Genomic DNA, 20571 nt, shown 5'->3' with positions numbered 1-20571 from the left:
ATTGTGCGTTATTTCTAGCATAAAAGCCAAGCGATGGCGTTGCACACTAGTTCTAACACTACTGGCCACCTTCGCCTGACTGGAACGAGCATTGATTTCTGCATGAGTAGTATAATTGTACCACTTAACAACAGAAAAAATACGATATCAATAGTTATTGGTTACTAGACAATTGACCATTGACTTTGGACTATTGACTATTGACATGAACGGGAAACACACCTAAAGCAATTAATCTGGCTGGTAAATCGCGCAAAATTGGCAAGCGTAACCATGATGGGGGTTGAAAGGTGCGATTAGAAGCCAGCACTGGGGCAAATACTCGCTTTTGAACAAAGGTTTGAAATGCTTGGATGATGCGTGTGGGTAAATCTCGTTGACGCTGAACTTTTGCCAAGTCACGGAGTTCTACGTGTTTATTTTGCAGAGGTTTACTGAGGACGTTAGCGGCTACAACTGCATCTTGAATTGCGTAGTTAATACCCACTCCCCCGACTGGAGACATAACATGAGCAGCATCACCAATAAGTAATAGTCCTGGACGATACCAGCGCTTCACACGGCTCGATTCTACCGAAAGAAAGGCAACTTGTGACCAATCTTGTAAATTGTTTAGGCGATCGCTTAATTCTGGCACAACTTCCACGACAGATTTTTTTAACTCTTCCAAACCAGCCGCACGTAGTTTTTGATAGCCACCCTTGGGAATCACATAGGCAATTTGCCACTCATCACCTCGGTCAAGCATCGCCACGATATGACCAGGTGCAAAACGTCCCATTCCTCCCTCAAAATCATCTGCATAGCGGGGTAAGCGAAACCAGAGAATATCCATCGGTGGCGAAGTTTCAACAGATTTAAAGCCTCCTAACTGCCTTAACCTTGAGTGACGACCATCTGCACCAACTGTCAAAATAGCTCTAACTTCATGCCAACCACCACCGCCACGATAACGTACACCTTTAACTGTGCCATTTTCCGCAATTAATTCCTGGACATTTGCACCCATCACTAACTGAAAATTCGGATATTGTTGCGCTTCTTGGGTGATGAACTCCAAAAATTTTACTTGCGGCAACATTGTGATGTAGGGATAGCGCGTTTTCAGGTGGCTGAAATCGGCTAAAGTGACTGTATCTTGAGGAGTTTTGACTCTAATTTGGCGCATTTTAGCATGGGGTAATTGCAATAAGCGATCGCTTAAATTCAATTCCTCCATAATCTGCATAACTGATGGGTGAATTGTGTCTCCCCGAAAGTCGCGGTCAAAGTCTTTATGCGCTTCTAGCAATATCACAGATATACCTTGACGCGCCAATAACAAAGCTAAAACAGCCCCGGCAGGGCCACCACCAACAATGCAACAATCGGTGGTTTGTACATCCACAATTTCATGGGCTGGGTTAAAACTTGCGTCTGGGATAGAATTCGTCGGTAGATGAGTAGTCATCACAACACCTCTAGATAGCCCTAAAATCAAGGGTAGTTTGCTTTTTCTGATGCCAGCGAATTTTTTAACTTTTTGTATTCACGGGGAAGATGTATTATGGGCGCTAAAATGTCCTTTGTCATTTGTCATTTGTTTTCAGTTAATGACCAATGACTAATGACTCATGACCAATGACAATAATTAATACCCGTGGCGCAAGTAATTTTAGAAAACGTTTATAAAAGTTTCCCCCCGCGTAAAGGCGAAAGTAATGCAGCACAAGAACGTGCAGATAACATTAATGTTTTGCGACGGATTAACCTCACCATCGCTGATGGTGAATTTATGGTGTTGGTGGGGCCTTCTGGCTGTGGTAAAAGCACCCTGCTGCGGTTAATTGCTGGCTTAGAAACCCTGACTGGTGGCAATATTTTAGTAGGCGATCGCTTGGTGAATGAACTACCACCCAAAGAACGAGATATTGCAATGGTGTTTCAAAATTACGCCCTTTATCCCCACCTGACGGTGTATGACAACATTGCTTTTGGGCTGCGCCGTCGAGAATTGGGAAGTGGCGCAAATCAGCACTCCCGACTTCCTAATTGGGCGGAGAATCTTTTGGTGGGGGCGACACGAAAATTACCCAAAGGTCTGCGTTATATTTCGCCAAAAGAAAAATTAATTGAGACGCAGGTGCGGTCTGTGGCGCAATTGTTACAAATTGAAACGCTGCTGAATCGCTTACCCAAACAACTATCAGGTGGACAAAGACAAAGGGTAGCATTAGGACGTGCGATCGCTCGCAATCCGCAAGTATTTTTAATGGATGAGCCATTATCTAACTTAGATGCGAAATTGCGGGCGGAAACCCGCGCTCAAATTGTCAAACTGCAACGACAATTAGGCACGACGACGATTTACGTTACCCACGACCAAACAGAAGCCATGACAATGGGCGATCGCATCGCCATCATGAATCAAGGTCAAATTCAACAGCTTGCTTCCCCATTAGAACTATACAACCGACCCGCCAACCGCTTTGTCGCCGAATTCATTGGTTCACCACCGATGAATTTTATTCCTGTAGAATTTCATGCACCATTATTAATTACCCATCCCCTGTTTCGTTTCACACTTCCAGAAACTTGGGGAAAAGCACTGCAAAAATATGATAAACAAACATTAATTTTAGGCGTTCGTCCAGAACACCTAAGTCTGAGTTTACCTGCTACTAAAAATCTGCCAGTCAAAGTAGACTTGGTAGAAAATTTAGGTAACGATGCTTTTCTCAGTGTTAGATTAACTGAACCTAACTCTCCCGTAGCCTCTAGTGCACCTTATTTGCAAGTTAGAGTCCCAACAGACCGACAACTAAGTGTAGGTGAACAATTATGGTTATCACTAAATCCCGAAAAAATGCACTTTTTCGACCCTGAAACCGAATTAGCCATCAATGGAGATTTTAGATCCTATGATTAGAGAAAGAGTGATTTTCTGAACAAATGCTACTAATAAAAAACTCAAGATAAACTCTGACACAGTAGTAATGATATGAATGCGTCTCCAGTAAATTTGAGAATATCAACACAAATTATTATCAATGGTATCAACTTTATTTGAATGGGGATTTAACTCTACAAGGATTAGAAAAAAAGCTCCTCTGATAGCGCGTGCGATAAAAAAACAGCAGGCTATTTCTCAACAAGAATAAACTTTGCAGTCAACAGATAATAAACGGTATTTCTCATTGAGAAATACCGTTTATTGATGAGAACTTTTAGAAAACAAAGGTAGTTCTTAAAGTACCGATGATTGCATCATCAGAAGTTTGACCAGGATTGGTTAACCAAATTACACCGGGCGTAATGGAAATGTTGTCGCTGACTCGATATTTATAGAAACCTTCAATGTGGTATGGTCTGTTACCACTACTACTACCAGCATAAGGTTGAGCGCCTCCAAAAATGCCTAAAACGTTACCTTTTTTACCTAAATCAGGCAAGGCTACTCCTAGACCATAACTCCAAATATCATCGTCATCGTTCGCACCAAAGCCTGTAACTTGGCTATACAGAACAAAACCACTGATTGAAAGTTTATCGCTAGGTTTGAAAGCAGCTTCAAAACCATAGGAATTACTTGCATAGGCACTGTCAATATCAACACCAGGTAAGTTTTGGCGGTTAGCTTGTCGAGTACCTACTACACCAGTGGTTACTGAGCCAAAATCGAATAAAGCGCTACCTGCTCCATGATACCCGTTAACATAGGTGGCAGCTAAGGTGAGGCGATCGCCAACATTCAAGTTCAATTGTGCTAAGGCTGCATAGTTACCACCAAATAAACCTGCACCAGAACTGGGACTGTTCGCTTCCGAAGCTAAGTAACCCAAGGTTAATGAAGGTTTAAAAGTACCGCCACCACCAAAGGCTATGTTTAGCGCCGCACCTGCGCCACCACCGATACGATAAATTGGGCTTTCGCCAGCAAAGGTCGATAAAGCACCATTACCACCGTCAAAATCTTCAAAGTAAGGGTTAACTGTAGGAACGTAATCGCTATGAATACCGCCAGTAGCTGCAACGTAAACTTGCGAGTTACCAACAGGGAAGTAATATGCTAACCAATCGATAAACGCACTATTGTTACTACCAAGGAACACGTTAAATGTTTGCGTTCCCTCATAAGTGTCGTTGGCTAAAGGTAAGACACTGGCATTACCAGTTGCAATCCGAGTATGCAGGATATCTTTACCTGTGAAGCTGGTTTGCAAGTCTAAACGCACCCTGTCTTGAAAGACGGTGTTATTGTTGTCGTTGTCGCCAAAGCTATCGGTAACAGCAAAAATTGCCTCACCCACGAGTTTGGTGGTAGTTGAGAATTGTTGTGCTTCCAATTTGGCGGTGCGTGCTTCTAGTGCGTCTACTCTGCCACGTAGAGTTGCTAATTCTGCCGAAAATTCTTCTTGCAAACGCTGAAGGGTTGCTAAGTCTTCTTTTGTTACTAAGTCAGCAGTTGCAGTCGCAATCAGTTCATTAACTCTATCTAAACAAGCATTTAAGCCTGCGGCAAATTCATAACGCGTCAAGGCGCGATTACCACGATAAGTGCCGTTAGGATAACCTGCAATACATCCGTAGCGCTCAACTAAAGATTGCAATGCTTGGAATGCCCAATCAGTTGGCTGTACGTCGGAAAACTGCGAAACTGATGTGACTTGAGATATTGAATTTTGGCCTTTACCTTCAAGACTGTATTGGTTTACTTGTTCTAAAACTGGATTTTCTTCCGTTTTAGCTTGAGAAAGTAACTGCTGTTGAGGTGTTGATGACTCGGTTTCAATCTCAGCCGCTACCACCTTCGCGGAACATAAAACAGCTACTCCTAAGCATACGGGAGATAACACTAGTGTTTTCCACAATAAATGAGACATGTTCTTTTTTCCTCACACTGTTTTGTTAGAATGACGCGATCGCGGCATCTAAAATGTAGTCTATATTACTTTATTTATTCTTTTGCTCATTTGGCAGCTATTGTGTCAAAATCGTCGTATTATTCGGTTTTACTACGTGTAATCTCTTGCTTTAACAGTTTTATACTGGTTTTCTTAGCATCAAAAATGTCTTAAATTTATCAGTAAAAATCAAGTTATTAAATTGTTATTCTCAGTGCGTTGATACAATTTCTACTCGTAGCAAGTGATGATGGAAGTTCACCAAAGAATATCTCTACTCTCTATTTTCAAGACAGGCAGGCAATAGAAAGACATAATAAGCTTAACTGCCAAGGAGAGGCGATCGCATTATGACTCAACTCCAATCTCAACTCACACTTCAAGAATTCCTAGCCCTACCAGAAGGCGATATTACCTACGAATTGGTTGATGGAGAAATTAGACCCAAAATGGCACCAAAAAGATTTCATTCACGTTTAACCTTGGCTTTGAGTCAACTTTTAACGCCGTGGGCGAAAAATCGTGGTGAGGTTGGTATTGAATGGGCAGTTACTTTAAAACGCAAAGGTCGAGACTGGGTTCCTGTACCAGACTTACTTTATATTTCTTATTCTCGCCTGGACAGCGATGTTATTGAAGATGAACCTTGTCCCATACCTCCAGATTTAGCAATTGAAATTATTTCGCCTGAACAAACTTTTGGTGAAATGAGTGCCAAAGCTACAGATTATTTAGAAGCAGGTGTGTTGAGAGTTTGGGTTGTGGATGCAAAAGCGAAAACGGTTACTGTGTTTTATCCTGATGCACGACCTCAAACAAAAACTGGTGAAGATAGCTTAGAAGATTCTTTATTGGAAGGACTGCAAATTACACCCGCACAAATTTTTCAGCAAGCAGGAATACAGTAAAATTGTGAGGTGCGATCGCTTTTGCAATAACATCAAAATATATGCGGTTCTTCGGGAATTAAATTACCTGTTAAATTTGAGTATTTCTTTCGCTCAATTCCTTTTCAGCCTGAAGCCAATGTTCTATAGCCTTGCCATTGGGATAGCCCTTGCGTTGCCAGATTTCATAAGCTCTCATCCGGATTTTATTTTCATCTGGGCGGTTATGAATAAAATATTCACAGGAATTATTAATAAAACTATAAGGCGCTTCTACAAAAAAATCCTGACGACCTAGAATTTCGGCTGTAAAACGGTAACAATTGTTTTGTATCGGGCAGTTTTGTCCTGGACACAGAGTAATATCGTAGGGCATCTATTTTTTACCGAAAATAACTTATTTAGCATTTAATTACAAAGTTATTGACGAGATTAAACTACATTCTCTGTTAAACATTCCTAAAATCAATCATTGTTTGTCGATAAGCATCTGGTAAGCCTGTATCAAAACATTTTCCTTGCACAATATAGCCAGTCATACCCTCGGCTTGACGTAGACTCTCAAGAGATGATGTTAACTGAAATTCGCCGCGATCGCGTAAATTTTTCTCGATATGTTCTGCTAAACAATCAAAAATTTTTGGTGTAAGTACATACAAACCAAATACACATAAAAATTCATCCTCAGCCATACCTGCTACACGCAAGTGTTGACGTGCATAATCAACAGTTGGTTTTTCACAAAGTTGTGTCAACTGCAAAATAGAATTACTTTCTTGCCATTCTCCAGTGACACATCCAGCTTTATGAATTATCGCTGCTGGCATAGTCGTCAAACTGACAACACTTTGCTGGACTTGTGCATATATATCTAAAACTTGCCTAGCACAAGACTTATCTGTATCGGATGTATAAACATGGTCGCCTAGCATTAATAAAAATGGCTCATCTTGCACCCAATCTTTAGCACAGAAGACTGCATGACCATAGCCTTCTTGCTTTTCTTGGGTAAGAATTGTAATTTTGTTACCGATATCTTGCAGATATTGGCTATATTTTTGATTTTCAGGAGAAAGCTTTTGTAAAAGTTCTGGTTTTGGCGAATGTTTAAATAAATCTGTAAAAATTTCTACATCATCTGGTTGTACTATAATGCCAATTTCTGTAATTCCGGCACTAATAGCTTCTTCTACAATTGCCAGAATTACAGGTTTAGCCCTGCCATCTCGGTCAATAATTGGGAACAGTTCCTTTTTCACAACTTTGGTGGCTGGAAACAAGCGTGTGCCGAACCCCGCAGCCGGAATCACAGCTTTTTTGATTTTATCTTTTGGCATAGTTCAGCACTTATGAAGATTAGCTTGATAGGTTTTGTTAAGATGGCGATCGCTCTTTATAACTAACTTTTTCTAATATATTTACCAATTTACTATAGCTATACTCTATCTGATTCAACTCTCTTAATAGAGACATTTCGTAATAGTGTCAGTTGCTTAACTGTCACTCACGACACATTTAATTTTGTCATATTAGAGGTATCCTTAGCTATTGCAAGGAGTGATACCATTTCACGAAATGTTAATTACAATTGATTTGCACAATACTTCTTTAGATAGATGTATTTTGTTGGCCAAATGTTACGAACATCTAGTGAATTGGTTTAGAGTTATGCGAAAAAGCACTTAAGTTAACAAAATTCTTAAGTGCTTTTTTGTGTATTTTATTAGGTTGTTGACCGTTAACTGTTAACAGTCAATAGTCAACAACTTATCTGAACTTATTGCCTTTAGCCGACAACAAAATTCACTAACTTGCCAGGGACTACAATTACTTTCTTAATCTCCTTACCTTCAAGGTGACGTTGCACAACTTCTGATTCACGGGCGTATTTCTCTAACTCGGCTTTATCTGCTTGCGCCGGCACTTGAATATCAGCACGCTTTTTGCCGTTAACTTGAATTACTAAAGTAATTTCATCAGCTATTAAAGCAGCTGCATCAAATGCTGGCCAAGTTTGGGTGTGAACTGAATTGTTATTACCTAATAAATGCCACAATTCATCAGCAATGTGTGGTGCAAAGGGAGCCAGTAACAGTATTAAACTTTGGATACCTTCAGCATAAATTGGTGAATTTTTACAGTCGCTATCAGTCAAAGAATTACTCAACTTCATCAACTCCGAAACAGCGGTGTTGAATTGATATTCATCTTCTAAATCTTCTGTCACTGATTTAATCGCAGTATGAATTGCCCGACGTAAATCTTTTTCAGCTTTACTCAAATCATCTAGTTGAGCTTTTTTACGTGATACTCCAGCCGCAACGTAGTCTGTTACCAAACGCCAAACTCGATTTAAGAAACGGAATTGTCCTTCCACATCGGCTTCATCCCACTCCAAATCTTTTTCTGGTGGCGCTTTGAATAAAATGAACATCCGCGCTGTGTCTATACCATACTTACTAATGACCTCTTCTGGCGCGACACCGTTACCCTTAGATTTGGACATGGTAGCGTAAAGGCGTTGCAGCGGTTCTCCGGTTTGGGGGTCGCGGGGGTCAGCCGGGTTAACCAGATGCGAGGGTATCCATTTATCTTTACCGCCCTTGTTGGGATTCATATAAGTTAAACCTTGTACCATCCCTTGAGTTAACAAGCGCTTAAAGGGTTCATCAAAATTCAACAAACCTCTGTCTCTCAAGACTTTGGTAAAGAACCGTGAATATAACAAGTGCAGAATTGCGTGTTCAATACCGCCTACATACTGGTCTACCGGCATCCAGCCGTTAGTTTTGGCGGGGTCAAACACCTGCTGTTCGTTGTTGGCATCAGTAAACCGCAAGAAATACCACGAGGAATCAATAAATGTATCCATCGTGTCGGTTTCTCGTTTCGCTGGTGTACCACAAGTTGGGCAAGGTACGTTTACCCAGCTTTCTAACTGTGCCAACGGTGAACCACCGCGTCCAGTAAATTCCACCTCTTCTGGTAAGGTGACTGGCAAATCTTTGTCTGGGACTGGCACAATTCCACAGTTAGGACAGTGAATTACTGGGATGGGTGCGCCCCAATAGCGTTGTCTAGAAATTAACCAATCTCGCAGGCGGTATTGTACTCTTTCTTTACCAAAACCTTGTGCTTCGGCATACTTCACGATCGCAACTCTAGCATCTACCGAATTCATGCCTGTAAACTGTCCAGAATTAATTAAAATTCCTGGTTCAGTATATGCTTGGTTGTATTCAATTTGCACGAGTTGCGTAACTTCCTCGGTATCAGATGCGGGTGTTAAGTCAAACCCAGCAACATCTTCTGGTGCAGCAATCACAAACTCAATAGGTAAATCATAAGTTTTGGCAAATTTAAAGTCGCGCACATCATGGGCTGGTACACCCATCACTGCCCCAGTACCGTATTCATACAGTACATAGTCAGCAATTAAAATGGGAACTTCTTCCCCGGTGAAGGGGTTAATTGCCTTACCTCCTGTCGGGATACCCCGTTTTGGTTTGTCTTCGGCGGTGCGTTCTAACTCACTTTGATTGGAAACTTCGGTAATAAATGCGTCTACTGCTGCTTGCTGTTCTTTGGTAGTAACGCGCTTAGTTAAGGGATGTTCTGGTGCTAAGACTACGTAGCTGACACCAAAAACGGTATCAGGGCGAGTTGTATACACGCCGATTTTTTCCTCCATCCCCACAATGGGAAATTCTAAGTATGCACCAGCAGATTTACCAATCCAGTTGGCTTGCATTAATTTGACGCGTTCTGGCCAACCTGTCAATTTATCCAAGTCGTTGAGTAATTCTTCGGCGTAGTCGGTAATCTTTAAAAACCATTGCCGCAATAATTTACGCTCGACTTTTGCACCACTGCGCCAAGAACGGCCTTCACTATCAACTTGTTCGTTAGCTAATACAGTTTGGTCAATGGGATCCCAGTTAACTGCTGCTTCTTTTTGGTAGGCTAACCCAGCTTGCAAAAACTGCAAGAAAATCCATTGTGTCCACTTGTAATAGTCAGGTGAACAGGTGGCAACTTCGCTGTCCCAGTTGATGGATAAACCAAGCATCTTTAATTGCTGCCGCATTTGAGCGATATTTTGGTAAGTCCACTTGGAAGGTGGAACTCCGCGGTCAATGGCAGCATTTTCGGCGGGTAAGCCAAAGGCATCCCAACCCATTGGGTGCAAGACTCGATAGCCTTGCATTCGCTTGAGGCGTGCAATCACATCGGTAATTGTGTAATTACGAACGTGACCCATGTGCAAGCTACCCGATGGATAGGGAAACATGGCCAGAGTGTAGAATTTTGGCTTGTTATTTTCTGTAGGGGTATTATCTAAACCAAGTTCTGCCCAGGTTTTTTGCCATTTTTCCTCAATGGCTGCGGGCGAATATTTATTTAACGCAATATCATTACCTATAGCCTGTAAATTCTCTGTCATGCTCGATCTAATACTCAAAAGTGTAATTTTCAGTGTTTGAGAAGGAGTTTTGGGCGGAATTTTAGATTTAGAGTCTATGCCCAAAAATTTCCCATTCTTTATTATCCCTTTCTCTTCCTGTTATGTAGCTCTTAATTGTGGAAGAATCCGTGTGGCGATCGCAGCATAATTTATTTTTGCAGATGTCTACTACACATCAACAAGCGATCGCCATTCAGTAATTAAAAAAAATTTATCAGGCAGTGACTACAATGACGCTAAACTCTTATGACCAATAAGCCCCTAAAGTCAACTTAATAGTCCCTGATGAAGTTAGCCGATATCCTCAAAGCGCGGGAGCAATCTAAAAAACTGCTGGAAATTGCTAAAACAGGAGTATAACGGGCGATTGAGACTGATGAAGCAACAGCAACAACTTGGATAAACCAGCAACTTGAAGCATTAGGCATCACCCTAACTGCTACCACTTAAACTATCTGGGAGTAATCATGAAAGCACTTAAAGTCATGGCAACGATTAACGATCAGGGACAACTAACTTTAGATCATCCGCTTTTAACTGATAAAAATAGCCGAGTAGAAGTCATTGTGCTAATCCCTGAAGAAGAAGTTCTGGATGATCAATCTCAAGCAGAAGTCTTAGCAGATTTCCAGCAAGCTTGGCACGAAGCCATGACTGGGCAAACTATCCCAGTGGCTCAACTTTGGGAAGGTCTTGAAAGTGACTGATCAGCCTTTTATTCAAGTTGAAGCTTCGCCAACTTTTAAACGAAATCTACGCACTCTTGCTAAGAAATATCGCAGTATTCGGAATGACATACAACCTGTTATCGAACAACTTGAGCAGGGAGAGTTACCAGGAGATCAAGTACCTGGAGTTGGTTATACAGTCTTCAAGTTGAGAGTCCGAAATAGCGACACTCAAAAAGGCAAAAGTGGTGGCTATCGTTTAATTTACTATGTCAAAACAGCAACAGGAATCATTTTACTGACCGTTTACACAAAATCTGAACAAGTCGATATTGCCGCAGATGACATTCGGAGCATCATTACAGACTATGAGCAACGGACGCTTACCGAGTAAGACAATATCTTAGATAATGGCTGGAACCTGCTAAAACAGGAGTATAACGGGCGATTGAGACTGATGAAGCGACAGCCACAATTTGGATAAACCAGCAACTTGAAGCCTTGGGAGTAGAACTGACATGATTATACAGGCTGAAATCAAGAAAACCTATACACCCGAAGAGTATCTCGATTTTGAGGTGAATTCAGATATTCGACATGAGTATATGAATGGAGAAATCATCCCTATGACTGGCGGCACTCCCGAAAATAATGAAATTGCCAGTATTCTCAATGCCGCCTTAAGAGTCAGTTTGAAAGGGAAACCGTACAGTATTTTTGTAGCGGATCAACGACTTTGGATTCCAGATCGCACACTTTACACCTACCCAGATGTCATGGTTGTCCCCCGCCCACTTGAACGTCAACAGGGACGATCTGATACAATTACTAACCCGGTGATGATTGCTGAAGTGCTTTCAAAATCAACTAAAAGCTACGATAGGGATGAAAAGTTTTCAGCGTATCGTACCATTCCAACATTTCAAGAATATTTATTGATCGATCAATATACTGTTCATGTTGAGCAATACTCCAAAACAGACTCCCACAAATGGATTTTTACTGAATATGACGATCCAGAATCGTATATTTCACTTTCATCAATTCCTTTTGAAATTCGTTTAGCAGATATCTATGAAAGTGTTGAATTTGAGTCATAGTGGAAATTTCTCAACCCGGAGTAGAACAGGCAATTGAGACAGATGAAGCGACAGCTACAAGTTGGATAAACCAGCAACTAAAAGCCTTGGAGGTAGAACTAACATGATTGCTCAACCTGAGACAAAACACTACACCGTTGAAGAGTACCTGGAACTTGAAGTCGCTTCAGAAACACGCAGCGAATATTGCAACGGAGAAATCATTCCAATGACTGGTGGCACACCCAACCACAACGATATTGCAGGAAACTTGTATATTCTTCTTAAATCAGCCCTAAAAGGGAAAGACTACCGGACTTTCTATGTCGATCAACGACTTTGGATTCCCGGTGTAAATCTCTATACTTACCCTGATGTGATGGTTTTGCCCAAACCCTTAGAACTTCAAACTGGACGCAAAGATACTGTGGTGAACCCCTGCTTTATCGCTGAGGTACTGTCTAAGTCCACCCAAAACTATGACCGCGGTGAGAAATTTGTTGCGTATCGTACAATTCCCGCTTTCCGAGAATATTTGCTGATCGATCAATACCGTATACACGTTGAGCATCATGTCAAAACAGCGGCTCATCAGTGGCTATTTTCAGAATACGACGACCCAACTGTCACGCTTTCTTTGAGTACATTTGAGGTGCAAATTCAAATTGCAGCACTTTACGAAAATATCGACTTTTCAACCGTTTGAGTTGAATTGCTAAAACAGCAGTAGAACGGGCTATTGAGACGGATGACGCGACAGCCACAACTTGGATAAACCAGCAACTAAAAGTCTTGGAGGTAAACCTGTTATGACGATTACCGCAATAGACATACCAATGGATCAGATTCAAGAGTTTTGTCAAAAGTGGCAGGTGACAGAATTTGCTCTATTTGGTTCTGTATTGCGCGATGATTTCCGCACAGACAGCGATATTGATATTCTGATTACCTTTTCCCCAACCGCTAAACGAGGTTTAGCTGAAACCATACAAATGCGCGATGAACTGCAAGCAATTTTCAATCGAAAAGTAGACTTAATTGTTAAAGCTGCGATCAAACGTAGTGAAAACTGGCTAAGACGCAAGAATATTTTGGAATCAGCAAAAGTTATTTATGCCACGTGATCAAGAATCTCTGATCGATATTGCAAATGCTATCAGACGTATTTTGCGCTATGCAAATGGAATCAGTAAACCAGAATTAGAAGTCAATGATGAAAAATTGGCGTTGCTGATTAATGGGATGTTTTTTATTTCGCGCAAAGGCGCAAAGGCGCGAAAAATCAATAGTTCAATTTGCTAAAAGGCTTAATTCATCCCGCATTTATGCAACGCCGAAAAATTATCTGCAATTCTCTACCAAATTACAATTATTGGCGAAGCCACCAAACGTCTTTCCCAGCCATTCCGTCAGCAACATCCAGAAATTCCCTGGCGAGAAATGGCAGGAATGCGAGATGTGATTGTCCATGAATACGATCAGCTTGATTTAGATGTGGTGTGGGACGTGATTGAAAATAAATTATCAGAACTGTTGAATTTAATTAATCCTCTGCTTTAAAAACAAATTTTCTATAGTGAATAACTCCTGCTAGAAATTGCTAAAACATGAGGAGAACGGGCGATGGAGACTGCTGAAGCGATCGCAATCTCATAACCATCATCGTAAATGATACAATATGATGCCTCTAGAACTGTATTCTTACAGTTGTCTATTTAAAAAAAATTACTTCTCACACTTTGGAGCAGTTATGACAAAGAAACATCTGTCAGCGTTTGCACATCGCACACTTGTTATCTTTGTCAGTATGTTGATGTCATCTGAGTTCATGATGGCATCAGCAAGGGCGAATAGTATTTACCTTACTCAAAAACCGCAGACTACTCAGCAAAATACCAGTCCCGAAAAGCAAAAAGCCGCAGCCCAAGGACAGCAACTGCTAAAAGAAGCACAAAAATTATATGAACAAGGTACAGCAACATCTCGACAAGCTGCGATCGCAAAATATGAAGAAGCATTAAAAATTTGGCGAAAAATTGGCGATCGTAATTATGAAGCTACCACACTTTTAGCGATCGGTACACTTTACTATACTCAAAATGACAACCAAAAAGCTTTGGGATATTTTCAGCAAGGACTAGTAATTCGTCGGGAACTCAAAGACCGTTTTGGCGAAGCTGTCATGCTCAATTCTGTTGCTAATGCCTATTCTAGCTTGAGTCAGCCACAAAAAGCCCTGGAATTTTACAACCAAGCATTGCCATTATTTCGTGCTGAGAAAAAACCTTTTTATATCGTTAATACCTTAATTGGTATTGGTGGAGTTTATTTTAATTCAGGACAGACAAAAAAAGCCCTAGATGCTTACAATCAAGCGCTGGTAATTCAACGTGAACAAAAAAATTTAGATGGACAAGCCGACATTTTGCAAACTATCGGCATTACCTATACTAATTTGGGAGAACCACAAAAAGCCTTAGCAGCTTTTCAACAGGCGCTAGAAATTCAACGTGCGAGAAAAAATTTGAGTGAACAAGCCGATACACTCAACACTATCGGGTTAGTTTACTTGTCAACTGGTGATGAAAACAAAGCTCTTGAATATCTTAATCAAGCATTGAAACTCCAACAACAAATCCAAGGTAATCTATCTGGAGTCGCTTTAGCATTTAATCTCAGCAAACAAGCTACCACTCTCGCCATCATTGCAGGCAGCTATTCTTATAGAGAACCACAAAAAGCTTTAGAATATTATGACCAAGCGCGATCGCTTTTACAAAAAGCAGGTAATCCCCACGCCGAAGCAGAATTACTGGGACAAGTAGGTTTATTGTACGATACATTGGGTGAAAAACAAAAAGCACTGGAAGCTTTAAATCAAGCATTGGCATTGCAAGGTATAACGAAAAATCGGGCGCGGCAAGCCTTCACTCTTGATAGTATCGCTAGTGTTTATGCTTCAATAGGAGATTACCAAAAAGCAATTAACTTTTACAACCAAGCACTAAATATCGAACGCGAGGTGAAAGATGTTAAAGGAGAAGGCGATACCCTCAAGAATATTGCTGTAGTTTATAGTCTATTAGGTGATCATAAAGCAAGTATTGAAACTTATAATCAAGCTCTAGAAAAATTTAAAAGTACAGGCGATCGCGATAAACTAGCTCAAACTTTAGATAATATTGGGACTGACTATCGCATTTTAGAAGATTATCCCAAAGCCTTAGAATATTACAACCAAGCATTGCAAGTACGCCGTGAACAAAATAATATAATTGGTCAAGTCAGCGCCATCAGCGGTATCGTCCGAGTACACGAAGCTTTAAAAGATTATCCCAAAGCATTGGATGCTGCTAACCAAATTTTGGCATTAGCAAAGCAAACAAAAAATAGCTTTGCCGAAACTAGTGCTTATGCGTTCTTCGGGAGAGTTTATTTAGCTGCTGGTGAATATCAAAAAGCCCTAGACCTTTCCCAAAAAGCCGCTGCTGGTTGGCAGAAATTGGGACAGAGAATTGCCGAAGCCAATGTGGTGGGTAATGTAGGCAGAACTTACAATGCTTTAAAACAACCAGAACAAGCGATCGCCACATACAATCAAGAATTAAAATTGCGGCAGATGATAGGCGATCGCACCGGGGAAGCCGAGACATTGTATTATATAGCTCAGACAGAACGCGATCGGGGCAATCTCAACGCCGCCCGCACCCAAATAGAAAACACAATTAAAATTGTTGAAGATATCCGCACCAACGTTACCAGCCAAGATTTGCGGACAGCCTACTTTGCATCTGTTCAGAAATATTACCAGTTCTACATCGACTTGTTGATGCGGCTACATAAACAGGAACTATCCAAAGGTTATGATGCTTTGGCATTGCAAGTTAGCGAACGTGCCAGGGCGCGGAGTCTCTTAGACTTACTCACAGAAGCCAACGCAGACATCCGCCAAGGCGTAAACCCCAAGCTACTGCAAACAGAACGCAACTTGCAGCAACAACTTGATGCCAGAGAAAAACTCCGCATTCAACTTTTAAGTAGTAATTATACTGAACCCCAAGTTCAAAATTTAAACAAAGACACTGAAGAACTGTTGCAACAGTATCAGCAAGTCCAGGCAGAAATTAGAAATAGCAGTCCACGTTACGCTGCCTTGACCCAACCACAACCCTTATCCTTAAAGCAAATTCAGCAACAGGTATTAGATGATAATACCTTGCTTTTAGAATATTCCTTGGGCGAAGAACGCAGCTATCTCTGGGCTGTCAGCAAAAACAGCATCACTAGTTACGAACTACCCAAACGTGCTGATATTGCCACAGCCGTCCAAAAATTCCGCGATGCTTTAACTGCCCCATCTCAAAGAACTAGTATCACCAAAACCAGCACAGCAGCTAAAGAATTATCACAAATCATACTTGCACCAGTCGCCCAACAATTGGGGAACAAACGCTTAGTCGTCGTCAGTGATGGTGCTTTGCAGTATGTACCCATAACAGCATTAGCAGTACCAAACAGTCAAAACTATCAACCACTAATTACAGCGCACGAAATTATCACTCTTCCCTCAGCCTCAACTATCCCCCTGCTGCGCCAGGAAGTCAAAGGACGAAAAATAGCCCCCAAAACCGTAGCTGTACTTGCAGATCCCGTATTTTCTGCCGAAGATGAACGCCTCAAAGGTCAAGCATCAAATCGGCTATCCATTACCGAAGACTTGGATACCTTTGACCAAAAACAATTAGCACGTTCCGCCAGAGAAGCAGACATTGACTTTGAACGACTGCGTTTTACCCGTGAAGAAGCCAAGCAAATTCTCTCTTTGGTATCAAATAAAGAACGTATGCAAGCCTTCGACTTTACCGCTAGTCGTGATGTAGCCACAAGCCCAGAGTTAAGTCAATACCAAATCATTCATTTTGCTACACACGGCATTCTCAATAGTCAAAATCCAGAATTATCTGGCGTAGTGCTGTCGCTGTTTGATAGCAAAGGAATACCACAAAATGGTTTTTTGCGCCTCCATGATATTTTTAACCTGAATTTGCCAGCAGAGTTAGTAGTTCTCAGTGCTTGCCAAACAGGTTTAGGAGAAGAAGTCAAAGGAGAAGGATTAGTTGGATTAACTAGAGGATTTATGTATGCGGGAAGTCCGCGTGTTGTGGTGAGTTTATGGAGCGTTGATGACCAAGCCACATCAGAATTGATGAAGTTATTTTATGCCAATATGTTACGCAAGAATTTAAAACCTGCGGCAGCGTTAAGGGCAGCACAAATAGAAATGTCTCGTAATGAAAATTATGCTGCACCTTATTATTGGGCTGCATTTACATTACAGGGCGAATGGAAATGATGGAAGGACGTTAAGAGGATGTTTGAAAAGTATTATTGTTAACATCAAAATCTTAAAAACCTAACTCCCCTAGCCCCCATTCCCTTGTAGTAAATGCGGGTTTCAAAGCCTCTCTCCGCTTCGGTGAGAGGTTTGGAGAGGGGTTTTTAGTATCTTTTACGACTTTCCAAACATCCTCTAATAGGGATTATTTAATGTTGCAACCCCAGATAGTGGATCTGGGTATGCTTCTAAATAAAGTTTCAATCCCTAATAGGGATTATTTAATGTTGCAACAACTAAGTCATCTTCTAGAGCCATCAAGTTAATACTTTTCAATCCCTAATAGGGATTATTTAATGTTGCAACCACACCTCCGGTTATCCGTATTTTACTAGGTCGGGTTTTTCAATCCCTAATAGGGATTATTTAATGTTGCAACTCTTCAGCTGTAGACTGTTGGTAAAAAGTCTAAACTTTTCAATCCCTAATAGGGATTATTTAATGTTGCAACAAATAAGCCAAAAGAGTTAGCAGTTGCTTGAAGCTTTTTCAATCCCTAATAGGGATTATTTAATGTTGCAACTAAAATGCTTATGATACCTGCTAATAAATTATTATTTTCAATCCCTAATAGGGATTATTTAATGTTGCAACTGCAACAAGCACTATGATAGCTTTATCTCCCGGAGCGGAGATCCCTAATAGGGATTATTTAATGTTGCAACTGCAACCTTTGAGTGGATCACCTTGCGAATGCGACGACGACGCAGAAGATCCCTAATAGGGATTATTTAATGTTGCAACTGCAACTTTAGAAGCCTTCCTAGTGGCAATTAGAAGGAGATCCCTAATAGGGATTATTTAATGTTGCAACTGCAACGTGACAAAATACAAATTTTGATTTATGCAGGATTTTGATCCCTAATAGGGATTATTTAATGTTGCAACTGCAACTAAATCCGCCGCAGTTTTGGGCATCAATTTATTTCGCATCCCTAATAGGGATTATTTAATGTTGCAACTGCAACCGAAGAATCAGCCAAGGCTTTTGAGAAGGCAGGGGGTGGAGATCCCTAATAGGGATTATTTAATGTTGCAACTGCAACCCGCACTGCGAATCATGAACACTGAGCTAGAGCAGATCCCTAATAGGGATTATTTAATGTTGCAACTGCAACCTCATCATCTTGCACTTTATTTTTAGACTTGCTCGATCCCTAATAGGGATTATTTAATGTTGCAACTGCAACATAAATAAGGTTAACTATCCAGCCATTGTAATCTTATCCCTAATAGGGATTATTTAATGTTGCAACTGCAACATCAAACCCAGTAAGATGAGTGCATTGCGGGATGCTTGGGCATCCCTAATAGGGATTATTTAATGTTGCAACTGCAACATGCCACTGCATGAACCGTTCACAACCTGAATAGGTAGCATATCCCTAATAGGGATTATTTAATGTTGCAACTGCAACTGCGGGAGCCACAAAGCCTTTTATTATGGAGTTTTCAAGGTTCGGTTTCGCGGATGGGCTGATTATAACACCAAATAATGTCAATTGATTAATACAAAATTTCTGAAACCCAGATAGAGTAAGGTGCGCGGAGACTTTTAATTCAATTTGTTCACAAAACCTTTCACTGAAAGGAAAACAGCCATGTTTGATGAAAGCTAATTTTCTACACCTACCCATCCGCGCATTTGGTAAAGATAAACAACAAACTAACTTATTAAATTCTCCAAGGCTACCTGCAAATCTTTCGTCAAGGTACTCGCTGCTTGTCTAGCTGCATGACGGTTATTTTGTGATTTTTGCCAGCGTTCAGTTACAGAAATTGGCTCACCTACAGTAATTTGTACTTGGCGCAAACCTAAGCGCGGTCTTCCGGGTAATGTAGAGTCTTTAATGCGAGTCAACATATCATACATAAGTAATGCTATTTCAGCAAACCTTTCACTGGTAGGTTGTTCTTTCAAATATGTTTCGGTGACAGCGACAAAACTTTCTACTATCCGCATGTGCTGCATTCGCAAGTCTGCTTCTTCCGCAATCCAATCTGCCAGCCCGCGTTTCAAAGGTGGTAATGTATTGATATCTGGAATGTCTTCTCTGTAAATATAATTCCAACCTGCATCTTCTAAACGCCGACAGCGGTCAATAAAGTTTCCTTGTGCTTGAATGCCAAAATATTGTTCAGCAACTTTTAAGCCTGTATCTAATAAACGATGTAGTCGGGGAATGATTGCTTGATTAGGTATTTCTGGTAAATCTTGATGATAAAAGCGGCGATAAAATTCTTCCATCTCGGTAATGAGATGTTCACCCAAACGACAAATGCGTTGATGATAAGTTTCTACTGAATCGTCACTTGTAGACTGAGAAATTGCTTGTACGGCTAAACCGCTATCAGCTTCTAATTTACTTAGCAACCAATCTAGTTTTGCCCAAGGTGGCTGAATGTAACGATACTGAATGGCAACTGGTACTATTAATACTGTTTCAGTGCGATCGCTTTTTTGCAAGTCTTCTACACACCAAAAACCTAATTGCGCTACACCCGGTTCTAAAGGACTAACTATACCACTATGGCCATTAGTACCACCTTCTGGTGCAACTGCGATCGGCATTTTACCATTGGCAAATAAATCTCGCGCTGTTTGAATAGCCAGTCTGTCAACTCGTCTACCACGCCGCACTGGCACACCACCAACACGCGAAAATAACCAACCCAGCCAGTTTCCCGCCCATAAAGTCATCCCTCGCTCATAAATAAAGTAACTATGGAGTGGTTGCTGTAACTTAATACCGTGCTGACGTGCTGCTTTGGGAACAAGGCGCGAAAGCAGATACAGCATACAAAGCGGATCTTCTACCTCTGGGTGGCGAAATGCTATCAAAAAGCGGATTTTGCCTGCTTGGAATTTTTGATAAAGTTCAGCTAATATCTCTGCGTTCTCGGCTTCAATTTTGACCACACCGGCCGTTAACCAAGGTCGAGTCCGAAAACGTAAAATAAATGGCAACAACCACCGCATCATCTGGAGTGCCAGCGGGTTAAACTTTTGTGGGATAAATTTTAATGGTGGTTGAGTAGAGTGTATCGATTTAGGCAAGCTGCTCTCCAGATAATGTTTCTTGCGATTGTACAATATGAATTTTAGGTTGTGCCTTGGGCGACCAATCTTTCAAATGACAAACCTAACTGTAATACCCAAGCCCACAGCCTATCAACCACCTTCAAATGCAGTG

The 20571-nt window shown here is 41.1% G+C and carries 16 protein-coding genes; 10 read left to right on the top strand and 6 right to left on the bottom strand.

The genetic code is table 11. The features are described 5' to 3' along the window. Positions 1-190: 190 nt before the first annotated feature. Positions 191-1450 (bottom strand): FAD-dependent oxidoreductase, encoded by a 1260-nt coding sequence (locus tag ACMX3D_RS28005; protein ID WP_482749034.1) that lies wholly within the window; start codon positions 1448-1450, stop codon positions 191-193. A 189-nt stretch (positions 1451-1639) separates the two neighbouring features. Between ACMX3D_RS28005 and ACMX3D_RS28000 the strand changes: the two genes are divergently transcribed. After that, positions 1640-2908 carry an ABC transporter ATP-binding protein gene (locus tag ACMX3D_RS28000; protein ID WP_482749033.1) on the top strand — a complete coding sequence of 423 codons (1269 nt, stop codon included), beginning with the start codon at positions 1640-1642 and terminating at the stop codon, positions 2906-2908. Positions 2909-3206: 298 nt separating this feature from the next. On the opposite strand, the gene ACMX3D_RS27995 is transcribed toward ACMX3D_RS28000, so the two are convergent. Then, on the bottom strand, positions 3207-4862 hold the full coding sequence (locus ACMX3D_RS27995) for an iron uptake porin (RefSeq protein ID WP_482749032.1): 1656 nt from the start codon (positions 4860-4862) through the stop codon (positions 3207-3209). Positions 4863-5233: 371 nt separating this feature from the next. Between ACMX3D_RS27995 and ACMX3D_RS27990 the strand changes: the two genes are divergently transcribed. Then, a complete protein-coding gene (locus ACMX3D_RS27990; RefSeq protein ID WP_482749031.1) occupies positions 5234-5791 on the top strand; it encodes a Uma2 family endonuclease in 558 nt (185 codons plus the stop codon). 70 nt (positions 5792-5861) lie between these two features. Here ACMX3D_RS27990 and ACMX3D_RS27985 read toward each other — a convergent pair whose 3' ends face one another. The 3 genes from ACMX3D_RS27985 to leuS all read right to left on the bottom strand — a co-directional run bounded on the left by ACMX3D_RS27985 (position 5862) and on the right by leuS (position 10214). Beyond that, a complete protein-coding gene (locus ACMX3D_RS27985) occupies positions 5862-6146 on the bottom strand; it encodes a DUF2934 domain-containing protein (RefSeq protein ID WP_482749030.1) in 285 nt (94 codons plus the stop codon). Between the two features lie 73 nt (positions 6147-6219). Then, complete coding sequence (locus ACMX3D_RS27980) at positions 6220-7107, bottom strand: sugar phosphate nucleotidyltransferase (protein ID WP_482749029.1); 888 nt, start codon at positions 7105-7107, stop codon at positions 6220-6222. A 449-nt stretch (positions 7108-7556) separates the two neighbouring features. Continuing rightward, a complete protein-coding gene (leuS, locus tag ACMX3D_RS27975) occupies positions 7557-10214 on the bottom strand; it encodes a leucine--tRNA ligase (RefSeq protein WP_482749028.1) in 2658 nt (885 codons plus the stop codon). A 488-nt stretch (positions 10215-10702) separates the two neighbouring features. On the opposite strand from leuS, the gene ACMX3D_RS27970 reads away from it, so the two are divergent. The 8 genes from ACMX3D_RS27970 to ACMX3D_RS27935 all read left to right on the top strand — a co-directional run bounded on the left by ACMX3D_RS27970 (position 10703) and on the right by ACMX3D_RS27935 (position 17335). Next, a complete protein-coding gene (locus ACMX3D_RS27970) occupies positions 10703-10942 on the top strand; it encodes a type II toxin-antitoxin system RelN family antitoxin (RefSeq protein ID WP_482749027.1) in 240 nt (79 codons plus the stop codon). Continuing rightward, positions 10935-11297, top strand: coding sequence for a type II toxin-antitoxin system RelE/ParE family toxin (locus tag ACMX3D_RS27965; protein WP_482749026.1), 363 nt, complete (start codon positions 10935-10937; stop codon positions 11295-11297). Before ACMX3D_RS27970 ends, ACMX3D_RS27965 begins: the two co-directional genes overlap by 8 nt. Before the next feature lie 124 nt (positions 11298-11421). Then, positions 11422-12003, top strand: a complete 582-nt coding sequence (locus ACMX3D_RS27960) for a Uma2 family endonuclease (RefSeq protein ID WP_482749025.1) — start codon at positions 11422-11424, stop codon at positions 12001-12003. Between the two features lie 103 nt (positions 12004-12106). After that, positions 12107-12688 (top strand): Uma2 family endonuclease, encoded by a 582-nt coding sequence (locus tag ACMX3D_RS27955; RefSeq protein ID WP_482749024.1) that lies wholly within the window; start codon positions 12107-12109, stop codon positions 12686-12688. Positions 12689-12791: 103 nt separating this feature from the next. Next, positions 12792-13106, top strand: a complete 315-nt coding sequence (locus tag ACMX3D_RS27950) for a nucleotidyltransferase family protein (RefSeq protein ID WP_482749023.1) — start codon at positions 12792-12794, stop codon at positions 13104-13106. Further along, positions 13096-13284: a hypothetical protein gene (locus tag ACMX3D_RS27945; RefSeq protein WP_482749022.1), complete on the top strand. Its 189-nt coding sequence runs from the start codon at positions 13096-13098 to the stop codon at positions 13282-13284. Before ACMX3D_RS27950 ends, ACMX3D_RS27945 begins: the two co-directional genes overlap by 11 nt. 12 nt (positions 13285-13296) lie before the next feature. Next, on the top strand, positions 13297-13542 hold the full coding sequence (locus ACMX3D_RS27940; protein ID WP_482752445.1) for a HepT-like ribonuclease domain-containing protein: 246 nt from the start codon (positions 13297-13299) through the stop codon (positions 13540-13542). 190 nt (positions 13543-13732) lie between these two features. Next, positions 13733-17335, top strand: a complete 3603-nt coding sequence (locus tag ACMX3D_RS27935; RefSeq protein ID WP_482749021.1) for a CHAT domain-containing protein — start codon at positions 13733-13735, stop codon at positions 17333-17335. Between the two features lie 1708 nt (positions 17336-19043). Here ACMX3D_RS27935 and ACMX3D_RS27930 read toward each other — a convergent pair. Further along, positions 19044-20435, bottom strand: coding sequence for a lysophospholipid acyltransferase family protein (locus ACMX3D_RS27930; protein WP_482749020.1), 1392 nt, complete (start codon positions 20433-20435; stop codon positions 19044-19046). Positions 20436-20571 lie beyond the last annotated feature (136 nt).

It is taken from the genome of Anabaena sp. TISTR 8404, from assembly GCF_056847745.1.
The sequence above is the reverse complement of the archived record's forward strand: the minus strand, read 5'-3'. Positions and strand labels throughout refer to the sequence as shown.

Coding starts and splice junctions, on each gene's coding strand:
- ACMX3D_RS28005 (WP_482749034.1), bottom strand. CDS start 1,450: ATGACTACTCATCTACCGACGAATTCTATCCCAGACGCAAGTTTTAAC.
- ACMX3D_RS27995 (WP_482749032.1), bottom strand. CDS start 4,862: ATGTCTCATTTATTGTGGAAAACACTAGTGTTATCTCCCGTATGCTTA.
- ACMX3D_RS27990 (WP_482749031.1), top strand. CDS start 5,234: ATGACTCAACTCCAATCTCAACTCACACTTCAAGAATTCCTAGCCCTA.
- ACMX3D_RS27985 (WP_482749030.1), bottom strand. CDS start 6,146: ATGCCCTACGATATTACTCTGTGTCCAGGACAAAACTGCCCGATACAA.
- ACMX3D_RS27980 (WP_482749029.1), bottom strand. CDS start 7,107: ATGCCAAAAGATAAAATCAAAAAAGCTGTGATTCCGGCTGCGGGGTTC.
- leuS (WP_482749028.1), bottom strand. CDS start 10,214: ATGACAGAGAATTTACAGGCTATAGGTAATGATATTGCGTTAAATAAA.
- ACMX3D_RS27970 (WP_482749027.1), top strand. CDS start 10,703: ATGAAAGCACTTAAAGTCATGGCAACGATTAACGATCAGGGACAACTA.
- ACMX3D_RS27960 (WP_482749025.1), top strand. CDS start 11,422: ATGATTATACAGGCTGAAATCAAGAAAACCTATACACCCGAAGAGTAT.
- ACMX3D_RS27955 (WP_482749024.1), top strand. CDS start 12,107: ATGATTGCTCAACCTGAGACAAAACACTACACCGTTGAAGAGTACCTG.
- ACMX3D_RS27950 (WP_482749023.1), top strand. CDS start 12,792: ATGACGATTACCGCAATAGACATACCAATGGATCAGATTCAAGAGTTT.
- ACMX3D_RS27945 (WP_482749022.1), top strand. CDS start 13,096: ATGCCACGTGATCAAGAATCTCTGATCGATATTGCAAATGCTATCAGA.
- ACMX3D_RS27935 (WP_482749021.1), top strand. CDS start 13,733: ATGACAAAGAAACATCTGTCAGCGTTTGCACATCGCACACTTGTTATC.